General features: G+C 34.6%; 18 protein-coding genes. 14 read left to right on the plus strand and 4 right to left on the minus strand.

Translation table 11 applies throughout. The features are described from left to right. The first annotated feature begins 281 nt into the window (after positions 1-281). From nagA to MHH96_RS12290, 9 genes are all read left to right on the plus strand, one after another. Complete coding sequence (nagA, locus tag MHH96_RS12250) at positions 282-1,490, plus strand: N-acetylglucosamine-6-phosphate deacetylase (RefSeq protein ID WP_047942394.1); 1,209 nt, start codon at positions 282-284, stop codon at positions 1,488-1,490. Beyond that, positions 1,487-2,239, plus strand: coding sequence for a glucosamine-6-phosphate deaminase (gene nagB / locus MHH96_RS12255; protein WP_047942393.1), 753 nt, complete (start codon positions 1,487-1,489; stop codon positions 2,237-2,239). Before nagA ends, nagB begins: the two co-directional genes overlap by 4 nt. Next, on the plus strand, positions 2,236-2,955 hold the full coding sequence (locus MHH96_RS12260; protein WP_061797382.1) for a GntR family transcriptional regulator: 720 nt from the start codon (positions 2,236-2,238) through the stop codon (positions 2,953-2,955). Before nagB ends, MHH96_RS12260 begins: the two co-directional genes overlap by 4 nt. A 161-nt stretch (positions 2,956-3,116) precedes the next feature. Next, entirely contained in the window at positions 3,117-3,311 is a 195-nt protein-coding gene (locus MHH96_RS12265) for a hypothetical protein (protein WP_144544515.1), read from the plus strand. Positions 3,312-3,586: 275 nt separating this feature from the next. Further along, positions 3,587-4,777, plus strand: a complete 1,191-nt coding sequence (locus MHH96_RS12270) for a sensor histidine kinase (protein WP_144544513.1) — start codon at positions 3,587-3,589, stop codon at positions 4,775-4,777. 22 nt (positions 4,778-4,799) lie between these two features. Continuing rightward, entirely contained in the window at positions 4,800-5,441 is a 642-nt protein-coding gene (locus tag MHH96_RS12275) for a response regulator (protein WP_156485399.1), read from the plus strand. A gap of 119 nt (positions 5,442-5,560) precedes the next feature. Then, positions 5,561-7,771, plus strand: coding sequence for an MMPL family transporter (locus MHH96_RS12280; protein ID WP_328282735.1), 2,211 nt, complete (start codon positions 5,561-5,563; stop codon positions 7,769-7,771). Positions 7,772-7,973: 202 nt separating this feature from the next. Further along, entirely contained in the window at positions 7,974-8,738 is a 765-nt protein-coding gene (locus MHH96_RS12285) for a LamB/YcsF family protein (RefSeq protein ID WP_047942391.1), read from the plus strand. A gap of 378 nt (positions 8,739-9,116) precedes the next feature. Continuing rightward, positions 9,117-9,608: an RNA polymerase sigma factor gene (locus tag MHH96_RS12290; RefSeq protein WP_047942390.1), complete on the plus strand. Its 492-nt coding sequence runs from the start codon at positions 9,117-9,119 to the stop codon at positions 9,606-9,608. Positions 9,609-9,703: 95 nt separating this feature from the next. On the opposite strand, the gene MHH96_RS12295 is transcribed toward MHH96_RS12290, so the two are convergent. Continuing rightward, a complete protein-coding gene (locus tag MHH96_RS12295) occupies positions 9,704-11,197 on the minus strand; it encodes a peptide MFS transporter (protein ID WP_061797367.1) in 1,494 nt (497 codons plus the stop codon). 264 nt (positions 11,198-11,461) lie between these two features. Here MHH96_RS12295 and MHH96_RS12300 point away from each other — a divergent pair, with 264 nt between their 5' ends. Both MHH96_RS12300 and MHH96_RS12305 read left to right on the plus strand, forming a co-directional pair. Continuing rightward, positions 11,462-12,250 carry a hypothetical protein gene (locus MHH96_RS12300; RefSeq protein WP_047942389.1) on the plus strand — a complete coding sequence of 263 codons (789 nt, stop codon included), beginning with the start codon at positions 11,462-11,464 and terminating at the stop codon, positions 12,248-12,250. After that, positions 12,247-12,690 (plus strand): hypothetical protein, encoded by a 444-nt coding sequence (locus MHH96_RS12305; protein WP_047942388.1) that lies wholly within the window; start codon positions 12,247-12,249, stop codon positions 12,688-12,690. The genes MHH96_RS12300 and MHH96_RS12305 overlap by 4 nt, the downstream gene beginning before the upstream one ends. A 37-nt stretch (positions 12,691-12,727) precedes the next feature. Here MHH96_RS12305 and rpe read toward each other — a convergent pair whose 3' ends face one another. From rpe to pepT, 3 genes are all read right to left on the minus strand, one after another. Then, a complete protein-coding gene (rpe, locus tag MHH96_RS12310; protein WP_047942386.1) occupies positions 12,728-13,372 on the minus strand; it encodes a ribulose-phosphate 3-epimerase in 645 nt (214 codons plus the stop codon). Positions 13,373-13,562: 190 nt separating this feature from the next. Continuing rightward, positions 13,563-13,985 (minus strand): hypothetical protein, encoded by a 423-nt coding sequence (locus tag MHH96_RS12315; RefSeq protein WP_047942385.1) that lies wholly within the window; start codon positions 13,983-13,985, stop codon positions 13,563-13,565. Between the two features lie 178 nt (positions 13,986-14,163). Further along, entirely contained in the window at positions 14,164-15,396 is a 1,233-nt protein-coding gene (gene pepT / locus MHH96_RS12320; RefSeq protein ID WP_047942384.1) for a peptidase T, read from the minus strand. Between the two features lie 214 nt (positions 15,397-15,610). On the opposite strand from pepT, the gene MHH96_RS12325 reads away from it, so the two are divergent. The 3 genes from MHH96_RS12325 (at position 15,611) to MHH96_RS12335 (ending at position 18,900) form a co-directional block, all read left to right on the plus strand. Further along, on the plus strand, positions 15,611-16,216 hold the full coding sequence (locus MHH96_RS12325; RefSeq protein ID WP_328282733.1) for a thioredoxin fold domain-containing protein: 606 nt from the start codon (positions 15,611-15,613) through the stop codon (positions 16,214-16,216). 239 nt (positions 16,217-16,455) lie between these two features. Next, positions 16,456-16,671, plus strand: coding sequence for a hypothetical protein (locus MHH96_RS12330; RefSeq protein ID WP_047942382.1), 216 nt, complete (start codon positions 16,456-16,458; stop codon positions 16,669-16,671). Positions 16,672-16,830: 159 nt separating this feature from the next. After that, on the plus strand, positions 16,831-18,900 hold the full coding sequence (locus MHH96_RS12335) for a bifunctional rhamnulose-1-phosphate aldolase/short-chain dehydrogenase (RefSeq protein WP_047942381.1): 2,070 nt from the start codon (positions 16,831-16,833) through the stop codon (positions 18,898-18,900). Positions 18,901-19,030 lie beyond the last annotated feature (130 nt).

Raw genomic sequence — 19,030 nt, forward strand, 5'->3', positions numbered from 1 at the left:
TTCAAATAAATGATATCAGCTAAAAGCGGTTTTAGCCGATATCATTTATTCATATTTTTAGAAAAAGCAAGAAGGACAATAGGAACTTGACGAAAGAAAAGGAAATAACTATAATTTGATGTGAAACCGGTTATCTCTATTTAGTTTGGGGAAATAAAAAAATAGTGGATATCTGATAGGTTAATATTTAATGGATTGAAGAAGCATTGATATAAACCAACTGGTATAGACATCTAGATATATAGACGCGCATATTTTTAAGAAAAGGAGCTTTTAGAATCATGCTGACGGAAGAAACAAAGGCATTAATATTAAAAAATGTATGTATTTACACAGAAACGGAAATTCATTCAAATGGGTATGTAGTAGTGAAGGAAGGGAAAATCGATGCGATTGGGTTAATGGATTCCTTCCTTGAAAAAGAATGGGAAAATGCACATATACTAGATTTTCCAAAGGGCATGAATTTAATACCAGGGTTTATTGATATTCATATCCATGGAGCAAATAATGCTGACGCAATGGATGCGTCACAGCAAGCCTTAGAAATTATGGCTGAGACATTGCCAAAAGAAGGAACAACAAGCTTTTTAGCCACCACCATGACACAAGAGGTAGAAAGTATTGAAAATGCACTCACATCTATTGCCCAGTATGTCGAGACTGCGGATCAATCAGGAAAAGCAGAAATCATCGGGATTCATTTAGAAGGTCCCTTTATCTCCGAAAAGAGAGTTGGAGCACAGCCAGTCCAATCTGTTAAAAAGCCGAATGTAGAGTTATTTAAAAAATGGCAGACATTATCCAATAATCAAATCAAACTTGTGACGATGGCACCTGAGGAAGATGAAAACTTTGAGCTTGTTCGCTATTTAAAGGCAGAGAATATCGTTCCATCAATAGGACACTCAGATGCAGTTTATGAGCAAGTATTATCAAGCATTCAAGCTGGTGTCAATCATGTTACTCATCTGTTTAATGGAATGAGAGGTCTGCATCATCGTGATCCAGGAGTTGCAGGCGCAGCCTTGCTTCATTCGGAGTTAATGGCTGAAATGATTGTCGATGGTGTTCATATTCATCCAGAAATAGTTAAACTTGCTTTTTTACAAAAGGGGGCTGATCATATCATTCTCATTACAGATAGCATGCGGGCAAAATGGCTTGAGGATGGTATTTCATCCTTAGGTGGACAAAAGGTAATTGTTCGTGATGGCAAAGCGTTATTAGAAAATGGTGCTCTTGCTGGGAGCACATTAAAAATGAAGGATGCTATCAATAATATGATGAACTTTACAGGCTGCTCTTTACAGGATGTTGTAAAGATGGCATCTTATAATCCCGCCAAGCAAATTGGTGTCTTGGATAAAAAGGGAAGTATTGCAAAAGGTAAAGATGCAGATTTAGTCGTATTAGATGAAAATAATCAAGTAGCACTAACAATATGTAAAGGGAAAATTGTATATTCGAATGGAGGATTTTCAGCATGAAATTAATTGAAGTACAAAATTATGATGAAATGAGTAAAGTAGCAGCCCAAAAAATAATAGAGCAAATACAAACGAAGCCAAATAGTGTGCTAGGACTTGCTACTGGAGGAACCCCAGTAGGAACCTATCAGTATTTAATAAAGGATTTTACGGAGAACCATACATCCTATGAAAAAGTTATTACCGTTAATTTAGATGAATATGTTGGTTTAGAAGAGGATAACCCGCAAAGTTATAGCTATTATATGAAAGAACACTTATTTAATCATATAAATATTCCGGAAAATCAAACTCATTTGCCTTTTGCCAAAAATGTAAATGATAAAGATGCTGGTGAAAATTATGAGAAACTGATTGATTCCTTTGGTGGAATGGATCTGCAAGTTTTAGGAATTGGCGAAAATGGACATATTGGTTTTAATGAACCAGGTACTTCATTCTCTTCCACGACCGATGTGGTTCAATTAGCTGACTCGACGAGAGAGGCAAATGCTCGCTATTTTACTAGTATGGATGAGGTACCAACACATGCTATTTCAATGGGGATTTCCACTATTATGAAAAGTCGGAAAATCATATTGCTTGTGTCTGGAGTGAAGAAGGCCCCTGTTCTTAATCAGTTATTTCACTCCGATATAAAAGAGGATCTTCCTGCTTCTATTTTGAAAAAACATCCGGATGTTACAATCATCGCTGATCAGGAGGCTTTATCCATTTTGAAAGAAAATAAAGGAAGTGTGTATAGTTGATCATTAAAGATTCACATATTCCTATCTATTATCAATTAGAAATGGAGATAAAAGAAATCATTAAAGAGCTAAAACCTGGTGATCCAATTAGCTCTGAACGAGAGTTTTCCGAGAAATACGGTATTAGCAGGATGACGGTTCGTCAAGCTATTAATAACTTAGTAGCTGAAGGCGTACTTGTTCGACAAAGAGGGAAAGGGACTTTTGTTGCTGCACAAAAGGTAGAGCAAGAGCTTTCTGGATTAACAAGTTTTTCGGAGGATATGCATTCAAGAGGGTTAACACCAAAAACAAAAATTCTTGATTTTAAAACGATTCCTTGTCCAAGAGGCATCGCCAGTAAGTTGAAGATAGAAGAGGGAGACCAGGTTTATGAGGTTAGCCGATTACGTATTGCGGATGATATCCCAATGGCCCTCGAAACTTCCTACCTTCCGTCGCTCTTGATTAAGGAACTGCAGGAAGAGACTTTACATGGTTCTATATATGAATATGTGGAGCAAACTTTACATCAAAAGATTAGTCACGCTACCCAAACAATTGAATCAACTTTATCCCATAAAAATGAAAGTGCATCTCTTGGGATTAAAGAGGGGGCACCAGTGCTGCTGATGGAGCGTTTTAGTTATTTGGCCAATGGAACTCCTTTTGAATATGTGAAATCTATTTATCGCGGAGACCGGTATAAATTTATTATTGATATGAAGAGATCTTAATAAGAAAGAGTAAAAGAAGTTGAACATCGAAGAAGAGTAGGAGAAGTACTTTTCTATTTTTAAGGCAGTTTTGTAAAGGAAGTTAGAAATCCATTTTCAAAAAACAAATGAAAAACTGTTATAATGATTTTTCGAAATGGTTTGCTTTAAGTGTATCTTGGTTGAAAAATATAATTGGTGATTTTCCAGCAGATAAGGACAGTGTTATTACTAATGCAAGAAATGTTAATGAGTATTCTATTGAAGTTCGAATCGAATCCCTGTTAAATAATCCAGAATGTCGAGAATTGCTGCAAACTCATCTTCCTATTTTATTAGAAGTCGAGGTCAAGAAAGTGCGAAGGATTATTCGATAAAAATAGTGAATCAAGATTTACCTAACGCCCTATCTGAAAATCAATTGAATGAATTAAATGACCAATTAAAGAAAATAAAAGTAACGGAGTAATTTTTGTAATTAGATAGAAGTCATATAACAAAGTATCTTTCGTAATCATTTTTTACTAAGGATGCTTTGTTTTTGTTTTAAAGGCCATCAATCAAATATGAATGGTTATGTGCGACTCTAATTTGTTGATTTTTCAATTTAAAGGTATAATTTGGTCTATATTAAAGATAAGGTGAATTAAAAATGAGTAAATTTCAAAAGTCATATGAGAATATCACGATTATTTTACAAGATTCAACTAAAATCCCTATTTTATTATGGATTAGTCTTGTTTATATTGCAGCTCTATTACTTCAATCGTTTGATCATTTGTCCATAATAAATAATATTATTTTTACTTGTGCTATGATAGGACATTGTCTTTGTTATTGGCATTCAAAAACATGGAGTCGAATTTATCCCTGGCTTTATGTAATAAGCCAAGGATTTTTAATCTTCTTATCCGCATTTTGGATACCAGCAGGATCCCCAGCTATTTTAATTGGTTTACTGCCAATAATTATTGCACAGAGCATAACAGTTTTTGAAAGCAAACTAAAGATTTTTATATTTTTTATTATTTTTTATGGCCTGTTCTGTATAGAGATAGTTTTAAGTTATGGATCAGAAGAATTACCGATATTTATCCCTATTTTATTCATCATATTGACCATTGTAGTTTTTTATACGGTTATTTATAATAGGCAGGTCAATGCGAGACTGCGGATGGAATACTATTTAAAAGAGCTAGAAACTGCTCATAAGGAAGTGGAAAAACTAACACTTGCTAATGAGAGACAGCGAATGGCTAGAGATTTACACGATACATTAGCTCAAGGAATTGCGGGCTTTATTATGCAATTAGAAGCAATCCAAGTTTATATAGACAATGGAAATAAGGAAAAGTCACAGGAAATTGTTCTAAAATCTATGCAGCAAGCACGAGAAACATTAAAGGAAGCAAGAATTGTTATTGATAATTTACGATATAATTCCAATACTAGCCAAGGGGATTTTAATAGTATCGTATTGGGGAAAATTCAAAAGTATAAGGAAGCAGCTTCTGCAGAGATTACTTACACAATAGATCGCTTTCCTCCATTATCAACATTTATACTGGAACACAGTGTCCATATAGTAAGTGAATGTTTGACAAATGTTATAAAGCATTCCCAAGCGACACAAGTGAAAATACATATTAACAAAGTGGAAAAGCAAATGGTTATTAAAGTAGAAGATAACGGTGTTGGTTTTGCGGCAAATATGGTTGGCAAACACACTGGGAAATATGGTTTGTTAGGTATAACGGAAAGAGTTAGATTATTAGGTGGAAAAGTGGATGTCAAAAGTATAAAAGGAAAAGGGACGACTATTTTGGTAGAAGTCCCAATCTAAATGGAAAGTGAGAGGAAACGTCCTGTATAATGTACTAATTGTTGATGATCATTTAGTGGTAAGAGAAGGATTAAAATTAATGATAGAAACAAATGATATGTTTCGTGTGATAGGAGAAGCAGAAAATGGAGAAATAGCACTTCATTTAATAGAAGAACTATCACCTGACGTAATCTTAATGGATTTAAATATGCCTATCCTGAGTGGATTAGACACGATAAAAAAATTAAACGAAAGAAATATTTCCATTCCTGTGATCATTTTAACTACATATAATGAAGATAATTTAATTCTAGAAGGAATCAATTTAGGGGCAAAAGGTTATTTACTGAAAGATACTACTAGAGAAAATCTATTCAGGACTATTGAAGCTGCTGTGAAAGGGGAAACCCTTTTGCAGCCTAATATATTGAATACAATCTTAAATTTTAAGGATACTCAAAAGAATAATCAGAAATCTAGCCAATCTATCCTTACTGATAAAGAAACTTTTATTTTACAAGCCATAGCAAAAGGATTTCGAACAAAAGATGTTGCTTTTGATATGGGAATTGCAGAAAGAACAGTGAAGGCGCATTTAACAAATATTTATAATAAATTAGGAGTAAATACTAGGACAGAAGCTGTAGCAATATCTATTGAGAAAGGTTATATTCATCTATAAATTCCAAACTATGCCCAATCGTACATTCGGCAATTGCCCAAATGTACGATTTTTTTTATTTTCTTTTTCTGTAGTATAAAGGCAGAACATATGGAACTAATAGACGAAAGGGGATTTATATGGCAAAATTTCTTTATAGTATAGGCGAATGGGCCTTTAATCATAGAAAAAAAGTATTAAGTGGTTCACTGATTATCCTAGTTAGCATGGTGATTATAGCTTTAAGTGTCAAACCATCGTTTCAGAATGAAATCACTATTCCAGGTACTAAATCAGAAGCTGCAGGTGAATTATTGAAGGAGGAATTTCAGACTGGTGAATCTCCTGAAAATGGCCAAGTTCAATTAGTCATGAAGGCACCAAAAGGGAAAACTTTAGAAACAGACGAAGTAAATGAACAAATTAAAGAAACGCTCAACGATATTAAAAGAGACAAGAAAGTAACAGAAGTAGCTACACCTTCAGAGCTTGGAAATCTTAATGAATCAAAAGAAATTGGTTACGCTACAGTAACATTTAAGATTCCTGCCGATGAAGTATCAGAGGAATCTAAGGAGAATATCTTAGAAAAAATAGAGCAGACACGTGGAGAAGGGATAGAAACAGAAATTGCAGGTAATGTTGCCTTTTCGGAAATGGAAATTGGTGGAATTACTGAAGTTATTGGGGTTGCAATTGCATTTCTAGTACTAGCCATCACATTTGTCTCATTCTTGGTAGCTGGACTGCCAATTATTACAGCAGCTATTGGTTTAGGCATTGGGTTAATGATGATTATGATTGGGACAAAGTTTTTTGAGATTACCTCCTTTTCTTTATCATTAGCTGCTATGCTTGGACTTGCTGTTGGAATTGATTATGCATTATTTATCATTTCACGCTTTAGACAACAATTGCAAAAAGGCAATTCAGTTAAGAAGGCGATAGCAATTGCAACAGCTACGGCTGGTAGTGCAGTTGTGTTTGCAGGACTGACTGTTATTATTGGTTTATTGGGCTTGGCAGTAGCGAAGATTCCCTTTCTTACTGCAATGGGAATAGCAGCCGCAGTTTGTGTGTTAATCGCAATTATAATTGCAACAGTTTTGGTTCCGGCGTTATTAGCAATATATGGTGATAAACTCCATCCTTCTAAGAAAAATAAATTAATAGGAAAATTTTCGAAAGAGAATAAGGAAAGTTCCTTAACAAGTAAGTGGGGGAAGATGCTTTCTTTACATCCAATGATCATCTCTATATTAAGCATCGCTTTTCTTCTTTTTGTTACTATTCCATTTTTTCATATGGAATTAGGATTGCCTGATAATGAAACAAAATCAGAGAAAACAACGGAAAGACGAGCATACGATTTGTTATCGGAAGCATATGGACCTGGTTATCATGCATCTTTAATTGTTATTGCTAAAGTAAGTGAAAAAACAGAGAATGCTGAACAAGCATTAACAGATGTTACAAACAAAATAAGTGAGCTAGAAAACGTGAAAGCCATTAGTCCGGCAATACCTAGTCCGTCTGGAGAAATCTTTATGATTAATGTAACACCAGAGACAGGGCCGAATGACGTCAAAACGAAGGATTTAGTTCATTCTATTCGAAATCATTCTAGTGAAATGGAAAAGGAATATTCTACAGAACTATTCGTAACAGGAGCAACGGCTGTTAATATTGATATCTCTGATAAGTTAAATGAAGCATTGCCAATCTTCTCTATACTGATAGTTGGATTAGCTTTTATATTACTAGTAGTTGTTTTTCGATCAATTCTAGTACCACTAAAGGCAGTTCTTGGTTTTATATTATCGTTGGGAGCTACTCTTGGTTTTGTGGTATTTGTAGTTCAAGATGGAAACTTTCTACAATTATTTGGATTTAATGCTGCGAATCCAGTGTTATGTTTCTTACCCGTCATTGTAATTGGAATTTTATTTGGATTAGCGATGGATTATGAAGTTTTCTTAGTAAGTAGAATTCGTGAGGAATATTCCCATTCCGGTGATGCAAAAAAAGCAGTATTAGTAGGTTTACAAGATAGCGGAAGAGTTGTTATTGCAGCTGGGTTCATAATGATGGCAGTATTTGCTGGCTTCATGCTTGCCCCTGACCCTATTATTAAGTCAATGGGATTTGCCCTTACCTTTGGAGTTCTCTTTGATGCTTTTATCGTCAGAATGACAATCGTACCAGCTATTATGATTTTAATGGGGAAAACAGCTTGGTATTTACCAAAATGGCTTGATAAGATTCTTCCAAGAATAGATATAGAAGGGGAATCCATTATGCAAGAGACGGAAGAAAAAGATGTTGAAAGTAATTTAGTGACAGATAAGTAAAGAGTAATAAACATTTATAAGAAGAGATGGAGGAATTGCTCCATCTTTTTTGCTTCCTTCTTTATTCAAAAGTAAAATAAAATCATCGTTATGTAATTTGAATTATCTAAATAGTAATAAAGCTTAGCAGGGAGAAAGTAGCTGATGTTTATATTTACTAAATTGAATATGGTTATATTAAATATTGCAAAGGAGTACTTATATGTCTATTGATATAAATTGTGATTTAGGTGAAAGCTATGGTGCTTATCGAATTGGGAATGATGAAACAATTATCTCCTATGTAACTAGTGTAAATATTGCTTGTGGTTTTCATGCAGGTGATCCAACTACCATGAGAAAAACGGTGAATCTTGCACTGGAGAATAAAGTGGCGATTGGTGCCCATCCAGGCTTTAATGATGTTCTTGGCTTCGGGAGGAGAGAAATAAATATATCACCCAATGAAGTATATGATATAGTCATTTATCAAATAGGAGCATTAGAAGCATTTGTGAAAGCAGAGGGCGGAACCCTGCAGCATGTAAAGCCACATGGGGCGTTATATAATATGGCTGTAAAAGATGGACGATTAGCTGATGCAATTGCCAAGGCTATTTACAAGATAAATCCTGCGTATATTCTATTCGGTTTAGCGAACAGTGAATTGATTAGAGCGGGGAAGCGCTATGGCTTAAAAACTGCTAACGAGGTATTTGCAGATCGAACTTATCAATCAGATGGAAGTTTAACACCACGTACACATAAACAAGCTCTTATCGACTGCCCTAAACAGGCAGCTAAACAGATAATTGATATGGTTAAGAATAAAAAGGTTACCTCTGTACAAGGTGAAGAGATACCTATTCAAGCAGATACCATATGTATTCATGGTGATTCTACCCATGGTATATCCATTGTAAAAGAAGTAACATCTACGTTACTTCAATCGACAATAACCATCCGCAATTTTATGGAGAAAATATAAGTATTTGAATTTAGCATTGCTAAAAAACCCCCTCAACTAGGATGTTGGAAACTAACTACAATAAAAGAATTTAGTTACAATTAATGATTTAATGAAATGAATAGAAAATTAATCAATTTTTAAAGAAAAAACTGGAATTTTTATTACGTTAAGATGTATAATATATTTCATTGGTGTTACAATAAATTAGTTTTGTAATTGCTTTGTAACAAAAAAGATAAATACTTTAGGATAATAATAATTAAATGAAGAACTCGCAAGAAATACATACTTACTATTTAATAATGGAATAAAAAATGCTTTCTGGAATTTTAGTAATAGGAGTTTTTTGATTGTTATCTGTCCGTTGATTCACTGGTTTTGTTAGGGGTGGGGGAAATGGGTTCGATTGAAGAGCTCTATGAAAGGTATAGTCAAGAATTAATTCATTTTCTGATCTATTTAGGGGTGAAAAAGGAAGAGGCAGAAGATTTAGTACAAGAAGTTTTTATAAGACTGCTAAAAACAAAGTGTCTCTTTAAAGGGGAAAGTAGTGAACGAACCTGGCTATATACGATTGCGAAAAATATTGCCATCGATCATTTTCGAAAACAAAAAAATTCCTATACCTTTGATTGTGAAATACCTATCCATATAAAGGATGAACAGGCACTTCCTGATGAAGTTGCGATGAAGAAAGAACAGCTTGATTGGATTAATCATTTACTTTGTTGTTGTACAGAAGATCAAAAAAAGGTAATTTATTGTAGATATTTAAAAGAAATGTCTATAGGAGAAACAGCTTTGAATTTAGGCTGGTCTGAAAGTAAAGTGAAAACGACACAGCATCGGGCTTTAAAGCTGCTGAAAAAGAGTTTAGTAAGCATATGAAATTTGCACGGTAACAGAAGGAACTAAATGACTTAGGGAGAAATTTAACTTTTCCTTACATTAAAAAAGTGGAGGATTTCCTCCACTTTTTTTGTTTATTTTATTCCTTTCATCTTGTTTTGAATCATAGGTGATAACAAGAAAAGGATAATACTTAAGATAATAGCTACTCCACCAAGAATACCGAAATATGCAACTTCAGATATTTTTGTGAATAATGGAGCGATTTGTGCATTTAGTGCTTGTGCAGCTGCACTGGATAAGAACCAAAGGCTCATTGTCTGTGCAGAGAAAGCAGCTGGTGCCAGTTTAGTTGTTGCAGACAGGCCGACTGGAGATATACATAGCTCCCCAACTACTACAAGGAAATAGCTTAATACTAACCATAATGGGCTAACTAATGTATTTACTCCGCCTAAATAGGCTGGTAACATCATAATGATAAAGGATAAACCGGCAAACAATAAAGCAATTGAAAACTTCTTAGATACAGAAGGTTGACGATTTCCAAGCTTAACCCAAATCCATGCAAATACTGGTGCAAATATAATAATGAACAATGGATTGATGGATTGGAAAATAGTTGGTGAAAGACTAAATCCGCCAAACTCTAATTGTGTTCGTTTATCAGCATAGGCGGCAAGAATGGTTGATCCTTGTTCTTGAATCGCCCAGAACATAACGGCAGCTAAAAAGAGTGGGATATAGGCAATCAGTCTTGATCGTTCATCACGAGTAGTTTTTGGACTGCGATACATAACAATGAAATAAATAGCTGGAATTAAGAAGCCGAGAATTCCGACAATTGTGACAAATGATTCGAAAGTTAAGATTTTCAATGGAATTAAAATAGCTAGAATGATGGCAAGGACCACTATGCTAATACCGATAGAAGAATATACTTTTTTCTTTTCGTTTTTAGATAATGGATTTGGCACAATTGTACCAGCAAGTCCTAAATTTTTCTTCTTTGTCATCATGAATACTATTAATCCACATAACATACCAATTGCTGCTAGTCCGAAACCAAGATGGAAACTATAATTCATTCCGATTTCTCCAACAATAATTGGTGATAGGAATCCACCCAGATTAATTCCCATGTAGAAGATACTAAAACCAGCGTCACGGCGCGCATCCTCAGGACTGTACATTTCTCCAACAATACTTGATACATTTGGTTTTAATAATCCTGTTCCGATTACAATTAAAATCATGGAAATAAAGAACATGGTAATACTACCCGGCACAGCTAATACAATATGACCAAGCATAATGAAAATACCGCCATAGAAAACGGCCTTACTTGTCCCAAATATCCTATCTGCAAACCATCCACCGATTATCCCAGACATATAAACAAGTGAACCGTAGATAGATACAATGGCAATCGCCGTACCCTCGGAAATACCTAATCCGCCTTTAGATACTTCATAGTACATATAATAAACTAGGATGGCTCTCATCCCATAGTAGGAAAATCTTTCCCAAAATTCTGTAAAGAAAAGTGTGAACAACCCTTTAGGGTGACCAAAAAATCCCTTTTGGGGAACACTGTCCACAATTTTCTGTTTATTTAAATCTGACATTAAAGAAACCTCCTCTATTATTTTAATATAATACTGAAAAGATACTAGATTTGTCAAAAAAATTTTTGTTAGAACATAAAATTGGAATAAATTGTGGCTTTTTAGAGTCTGAATTCATAATAATCATTTTATTATGAAAAATATTAATGTTTTTAATATAATTATTTTTAAACTTTAAGTAAGGAGTTTTAATTAGATACGAAGTATATGCATAAAAAATAAGCAGAAGGAAGCATACTAAAAAAAACGAGTTGGTGAGGACGGGTGCAACAATTCAATGAGCAATCATATAGATATAAAAAGATGAATATGTCTATTATTAGAACAAATTATTTAAGAGTAAACAATCCTTTGATGCCACTATGGTGGGCTCTTGCCATGCCAGGTACTGGTCATATTATGGTTGGGAAGTTTCTGATAGGAATGCTTTTATTTATATGGGAATTTTTGATTAATACACAGGCGCATTTAAATTTAGCTATTTTGTACTCCTGTATTGGTAAATTTCAATTAGCTGCTGAATCGCTGGATATAAGATGGTTTTTTTTCTATGTAGGAATTTATATTTTTAATGTATGGGATGCATACAGAATAACTACGGATATTAATCAAATTTCGCTGTTAGCTAAAGAGGAAAGATATCCACTAATGCCATTTGTTATCCATCCATTGGAAATCAATTATTTGCAGCGAGTAAATAAATGGGTTCCAGTATTTTGGTCCATCATTACTCCAGGTCTTGGTCATTTAATTCTTAGAAACTTTTTAACTGGTTTATTTTTATTAGTTAGTCATTTAATCATACTCTACCACTCAAGAGCATTAGAAGGAATTTATTTCACTTGCAGAGGATTATACGGTTTAGTTTCCTCCACCTTAAACGTAGAATGGCTTCTGTTTCTGCCGTCCATTTATCTATTTGCTGCATGTGATACATATTACCATGCCATTGAAATGAATCAACTGTTTAAACTAGAGCAGAGCCATTATCTTGAACAAAAATATTCTTTTTATCTTAAAAGAAACTTTAAAATAAAGGACAATAATCCATGAATATTATCTCCGTCTTTGATCATTCCTTAAAAGTCGAATTGGTACTACATGAATTAGAAAAGCATCATATTCGCAAGGAAGATATATTTGTATCATCTCTTAATAAAAAAGGGGTAGAGAAAAAATATATGGATCCTTTCAATGCAGATGGTTTTAATATGTTCTTTGTTGCTAGTGTGAGTATGATTATGATGCTTTTGGGTACCATCTATGGATTTGTTCTTTATTTAGGTCCAATTCTCTGGGGATTAATTGGTTTAATAGTGGGAATTTGTATTACCATTCCGGTAGATTACTTGTATAAGCGGTGGAGAAATAAAGAAAAGATAAAACCAAGTAAAGCGGAGTTAATTATCGTTATTCATTGTGAGGAGTCTAAAGCAGCTTTAATAGAAAGTCTATTGTACCAATATCATACAATTGGGTTAGTTAAAATATAAAAAAAGGAATCTAAATTTATAGACTCCTTGTTACTATTTATCCACGTATTGCTTTAATTGCTTCCTCACGGTTAGGATTGTTATAAATAAATGATCCAGCAACAAGAACATTCGCGCCTGCCTCTTTGACTAATACAGCAGTTTCAGTATTAATACCACCATCTACTTCAATATCAAGTGTTGGATTTAAAAGATCTGCTAACTGACGTACTTCTTTAATTTTAGGAAGGACATTAGGAATAAAAGCCTGTCCGCCAAAACCAGGATTAACTGTCATTAATAGAACCATGTCAATATCTTCGATAATATGCTTAATCATTTCTACTGGCGTACTTGGATTTAATACTACTCCAGCCTTTACGCCCTGTTCTTTTATTAATTGAATAGTACGATGCAAGTGGCGAGAGGCCTCTACATGTACGGTGATGATATCAGCACCAGCCTTCGCGAATGCTGGAATATAAGCATCTGGATTTTCAATCATTAAATGAACATCTAACGGCAAAGTTGTCACAGGACGAATTGCTTCCACAATAAGTGGGCCAATAGTTATATTTGGTACAAAATGACCATCCATTACATCCACATGAATGTAATCAGCGCCACCTCGTTCTACATCTTTCACTTCATCCCCTAGCTTAGCAAAATCAGCGGAGAGAATGGAGGGTGCAACCTTAATCATTTGTATGCCTCCCTTTCTTAATCTATGTATTACATCAAAATTATAGCAGATTGTGAGATATCGAACAAGCGGATTGGATGCGCTTGCTTGTTTTTATGAAAGGTGAGAATGAAAAATTGTAGCCACTTCGTTTGTATAAGAGGATAAATAGAAGTGGCTATCCATAAGTGAATCTCATCATGGAGAATAATTATAGTTTAGTTATGATTTCTTTTTGAATATCAGCTGGTGCTGCAGCGTAATTTGTTGAAATACATGTAATAAGCATTTCTTTATTCTTGTAGAAAGGTTCTTTGTTTTTATTATAATAAAAACGAACACTTTCTTCTTCTTTAAAAAATTCTTTCCCGATTTTTAATAGAGTAGTAACGGGTAGTTTCTCAAAGGAAACAGTGCTTATTTCTTCTTTTTTAGCAACTACAGGCTGTTCTTGGTCTGTATTCTTAAATTCGCTCACCAATTTTTTAAGAACTTTTTCTTGTGAGATTACTTGTTTCAAAAGTTTTTTACGAACTCTTTTTTTCTTCGATTGAAGTCCAAAAGTTTCTAATATATAGTGATGTAATTCTGTATTTTGTGTTACTTCTTCTTGCATCTTACTCATTGTATCCATTGCAAAACTCCTCTAATCTTTTCTTTCACCACTAAATCCATAGAAAATAGGGATTTGGCACTGAATCATTATATACTAAACTGTTAAAAGTACAAAATTTACTTCGGTTAACGAAATAAAAATCTATAAAAATTAGGTTGCAAATTTAGAAAAGAAGGCATCAAAAGCCTTCTTTCCTTTATCCACGTTCTTCAAATAGGCGGACAATTTCTACGATTACATTTGTCGCTTTTACCATGTTATCGACAGAAATGAACTCATATTTACCATGGAAGTTCTCTCCACCTGTAAAAATATTAGGAGTTGGCAGTCCCATATAAGATAACTGTGAACCATCTGTACCACCGCGAATTGGTTGAACAATTGGTGTAATACCGAGATTTACCATTGCTTGATAGGCTACATCCACAATTTCTTTTACGGGTTCAATTTTTTCCCGCATATTGTAGTATTGGTCGTTTAGTTCCAGTTTTACTGTTTCGGCACCATACTTTTCATTTAACTCCGCTACAATTGTCTGCAGGATTCTTTTTCTCTCTTCAAAAGAAGTACGATCAAAATCGCGGATAATATAAGCAAGCTTTGTTTCTTCCACGTCTCCCTCAAAGGATAGTAAATGATAAAAACCTTCATAGCCCTCCGTATATTCAGGTGCCTCATTTGCTGGTAAGCGGTTTTGTAATTCCATCGCTATTTTCATACTATTAACCATTTTTCCTTTTGCTGTACCAGGATGAACATTCGTTCCCTTCACTGTGATTTTTGCGCCAGCAGCATTGAAGCTTTCATATTGCAATTCGCCTAATGGCCCGCCATCAACAGTGTAAGCAAAATCAGCATTAAAGGCTTTTACATTAAATTTATGTGGACCTCTGCCGATTTCCTCATCTGGTGTAAAGGCCACTCTAATTTTACCATGTTTAATTGCTGGGTTTTCTTTTAAGTAAATAAGAGCTGTTACAATTTCAGCAATACCTGCTTTGTTATCTGCTCCTAGTAAGGTTGTGCCATCCGTTGTTAACAAAGTGTGTCCTACGTAATTTTTTAATTCTGGAAAATCTTTCGGAGATAAAACGATATGTAAATCTTCGTTTAAGATAATATCCTCCCCATCATAATTTTCCACTTTTTGTGGACGAACATTTTTACCTGTAAAATCAGTAGCGGTATCTAAGTGTGCAAGGAAGCCGATTGTCGGCACTTTTTTCTCAGTATTTGCTGGCAAAGTTGCCATCACATATCCGTTTTCATCAATCGTTACTTCTTCCATACCAATTTCTTTCAGCTCTTCCACCAATAAATTGGCTAATGTTAATTGTCCTGGTGTAGACGGACATTCTAAATTATTCTCATTTGATTGGGTATCGACAACTGCATACGATACAAAACGATTTATTATATTTTCTTTCATGCGATTCAACTCCTTTATCAGATAGTTTGATTTTATCATAGGAGGAATGAATAAGACGAATATTGTGAATTTATGCTAAAAAGTCTCCCATTTCAGTTGTCGTTGGTAAATAGGTATGTTCACAATTATGTTGAATTTAGTGGAGGATTGATGCTTTATTTACAGAGCTTTTTAGATAGAATATAGTTAATAGGTTTGAAAAAGGAGATTGAGAATGAAAAGAAAAAATAGACCGGTTATTATATTTAGTGTAATTGTGTTAATTATTATTATTGGTATCGCAGCTATATGGACACTAAAGAGTAAGGATAATGACGCGATTGAAGACATACAGAAAATAAATGCATCAGCTACTTTTAATCAACAAGAGGAAGAATATATCGTTTATTTCTGGCAAGCCACTTGTACATACTGTAAACAAATTGAAAAAGATGTTCTTTCTTTTAGCAATAACGGTGACACACCTATTTATGTTGTAGATATGCAGGATGAAAAAAATGAATCGAGCTGGTATGACTGGGAAGAGCATCATAAAAAGTATGACCAAGTAATTGGGAAAATCGAAGACGGGAAAGAAGTATGGAATGAGGGCATAAACATAGAGAATTTCCAAAATGATAAAAATACTGCTTGGGGAATTGTCGCGAACGAAGAAAACCAAATCATTGCAACACATAATACTGCTTTCGGAAACGAAGTACCAGAAAACGCGGAAGAAATTGAGATTACAGGAACACCAACGATGATAAAAATCAAAGATGGGAAATTTGCAGCATATGCAGTCGGTGTAGAAGAAACTGTAGAACTGCTAGGAAAATAACAGTAAAGAAGCTTTAAGATAGGGTGAACCTGTCTTAAGCTTCTTTTTTGATGAAGAGCGATAAATTGCAGCATTCGGAGGGAAGTGGTGTTCATAAAAGGGATGAAAGCCAAAAAGTAGAGCGGGAAAAAGAAAAGTGGCATTCATTAAAAGGATGAAAGCCCAAAAAACAAAAACATTCAGAAAAGTAGTGTTCATAAAGGGAATGAAAGCCAAAAAGTAGGGCGGGAAAAAGAAAAGTGGCGTTCATTAAGAGGATGAAAGCCCAAAAAACAAAAACATTCGGAAAAGTAGTGATCATAAAGGGAATGAAAGTCAGAAAGAAGAAGGTAAAAGAGAAAAGTGGCGATCATCAAAAGAATGAAAGCAAAAAACAGAAGCATCCGGGGAAGGTGGTGTTCATCAAGCAAAAGAAAGCAAAAACAACCTCATTACTCACTAAAAAACAAAAATAAACGTAAGCGTAACAGAGATATACATCATATTCTTTCTCTTTTGATAGGAATAGTCTTTAAAAAAATAAATAAAAACAAATAAACTATTTCAAAAATAAACAAACATATTATATAATGTATTTGGGGTATAAAAAAACAATTTGTGAAGGGAGAAATATAATGGTACAGAATTTATGGAATAATGAAAAGGCTTCTCAGTTAAATAAGGGATTAGAAGAACTTGTATATCGTTCTAACTTAATTGGGACAGATCGAGCAGTATGTAATTGGGGTGGCGGTAATACTTCTATGAAAACAACCGAAAAGGATTTCCGTGGAAGAGACATAGAAGTAATGTGGGTAAAAGGAAGTGGTTCAGATTTAGCAACAATGAAAGCGCATAATTTTACTGGTCTAAAGCTAGAGGATATAAAACCGTTAATGGAAAGAGAAGAAATGTCAGATGAGGAAATGGTTGCTTATCTATCTCATTGTATGATTGATAGTTCTCATCCAAGGGCATCTATTGAAACTTTATTACACGCATTTTTACCGTATAAACATGTAGATCATACACATCCCGATGCCATTATTAGTATTTGCTGTGCTGATAATGGAAAACAAATTGCCGAAGAAATATATGGGAATCGTTTCGTTTGGGTTCCGTATATTCGTCCTGGATTCACCTTATCTAAAATGATTGCAGAAGGGGTGAAGAATAATCCAAATGCAGAATTAGTATTAATGGAGAAACATGGTCTTGTTGTTTGGGGAGAAACTGCCGAAGAAAGCTATAACAAAACAATTGCGATTATTAACGAAGCGGAAAACTATATTCATAATAAAATAGAAGAGGAGCAAGTATTTGGCGGAGAACAATATCCTGCTTTAAATGAAGAAGAGGCAGAAGAAATTTTAAGCCAAGTAATGCCAGTAATCCGCGGTGCGGTTAGTGGAGAAAAACAAATGCTGTTAACCTACGATAGAGGGGCTGATGTGCTTCAATTTGTAAATAGTAAGGATGCCAAAACCTTATCACAAATTGGTGCAGCATGCCCAGATCATCTTGTACATACGAAAAGACAGCCTTTATATATTGAATGGAATCCAACAACGAAAGATATTGCTAGTTTAAAAGAAAAAATTAAATCAGGTGTAGCAGAATTTAAAAAAGAATATACATCGTATTTTGATAGAAACAAAGAGACTGGAGATCAAATTTCTGAAACTGCTCCGCGTGTTATTCTAATACCTGGCATTGGGATGGTTAATACTGGGAAGACACTAGCTATGGCAGAAGTAAGCGGTGCTTTATACCGCCGTGCAATTTCTGTTATGAAGGGAGCTACAGCCTTAGGTAATTTCGTCTCGTTGAATGAAAATGAATCATTTAAAATAGAGTATTGGCCACTAGAATTGTATAAATTATCCCTTGCCCCGAAAGAAGCTGAATTCTCTCGTAAAGTCGCATTTGTTACAGGTGGAGCTGGCGGGATAGGCAGTGAAACATGTCGACTATTTGCAGAGCAAGGGGCACATGTTGTTATTGCAGATCTTAATATAGAAGGTGCCGAAAAGGTTGCAGCAGAAATAAATGAGAAGTATGGTTCCGTGAGAGCATTAGCCGTTAAGATGGATGTCACGAAAGAAGATGCGGTGAAAGAAGCATACAAGAAAACAGCTCTTACCTTTGGAGGGGTGGATATCATCGTCAATAATGCTGGTCTTGCTACCTCTAGCCCATTTGACGAAACGTCTCTACAAGAATGGAATTTAAACTTAAATGTTCTTGGTACAGGGTATTTTCTAGTTGCAAGAGAAGCGTTCAAACAAATGAAGGAACAAGGACTAGGTGGAAGTATGGTCTTCATTGGTTCTAAAAACTCTGTCTACGCAGGGAAGAATGTTACGGCCTATAGTTCGGTAAAAGCAATGGAAGCGCATCTTGCACGATGTATTGCAGCAGAGGGAGGAGAATTCGGTATACGTGTTAATACTGTCTTACCTGATGCCGTATTACAAGGATCCGCTATTTGGGGCTCTAAGTGGCGTGAAGAGCGAGCAGCTAACTATGGAATTGAACCAGATCAACTAGAAGAACATTATAAAAAACGGACCACTTTATTGGTAAATATTTTTCCAAAGGATATAGCGGAAGCGATTTGTTATTTCTCTTCCTCCAAAGCGGAGAAAACTACTGGATGCATGCTGACAGTAGATGGAGGAGTTCCAGCAGCCTTTACTAGATAATATTGGTTGGATTATTATCCTAATTTGTTCTTTTGAGAGGCTCAAAGAGATAAAGATAAGCATAAAAGAAGTGTGATTTCCATGAAAATCACACTTCTTTTTAATGTTAAATAAGGTAATATATGTTAAA

The sequence above is a fragment of the Niallia sp. FSL K6-0212 genome, from assembly GCF_038007605.1.
Taxonomy (GTDB): Bacteria; Bacillota; Bacilli; order Bacillales; family Cytobacillaceae; genus Niallia; species Niallia circulans.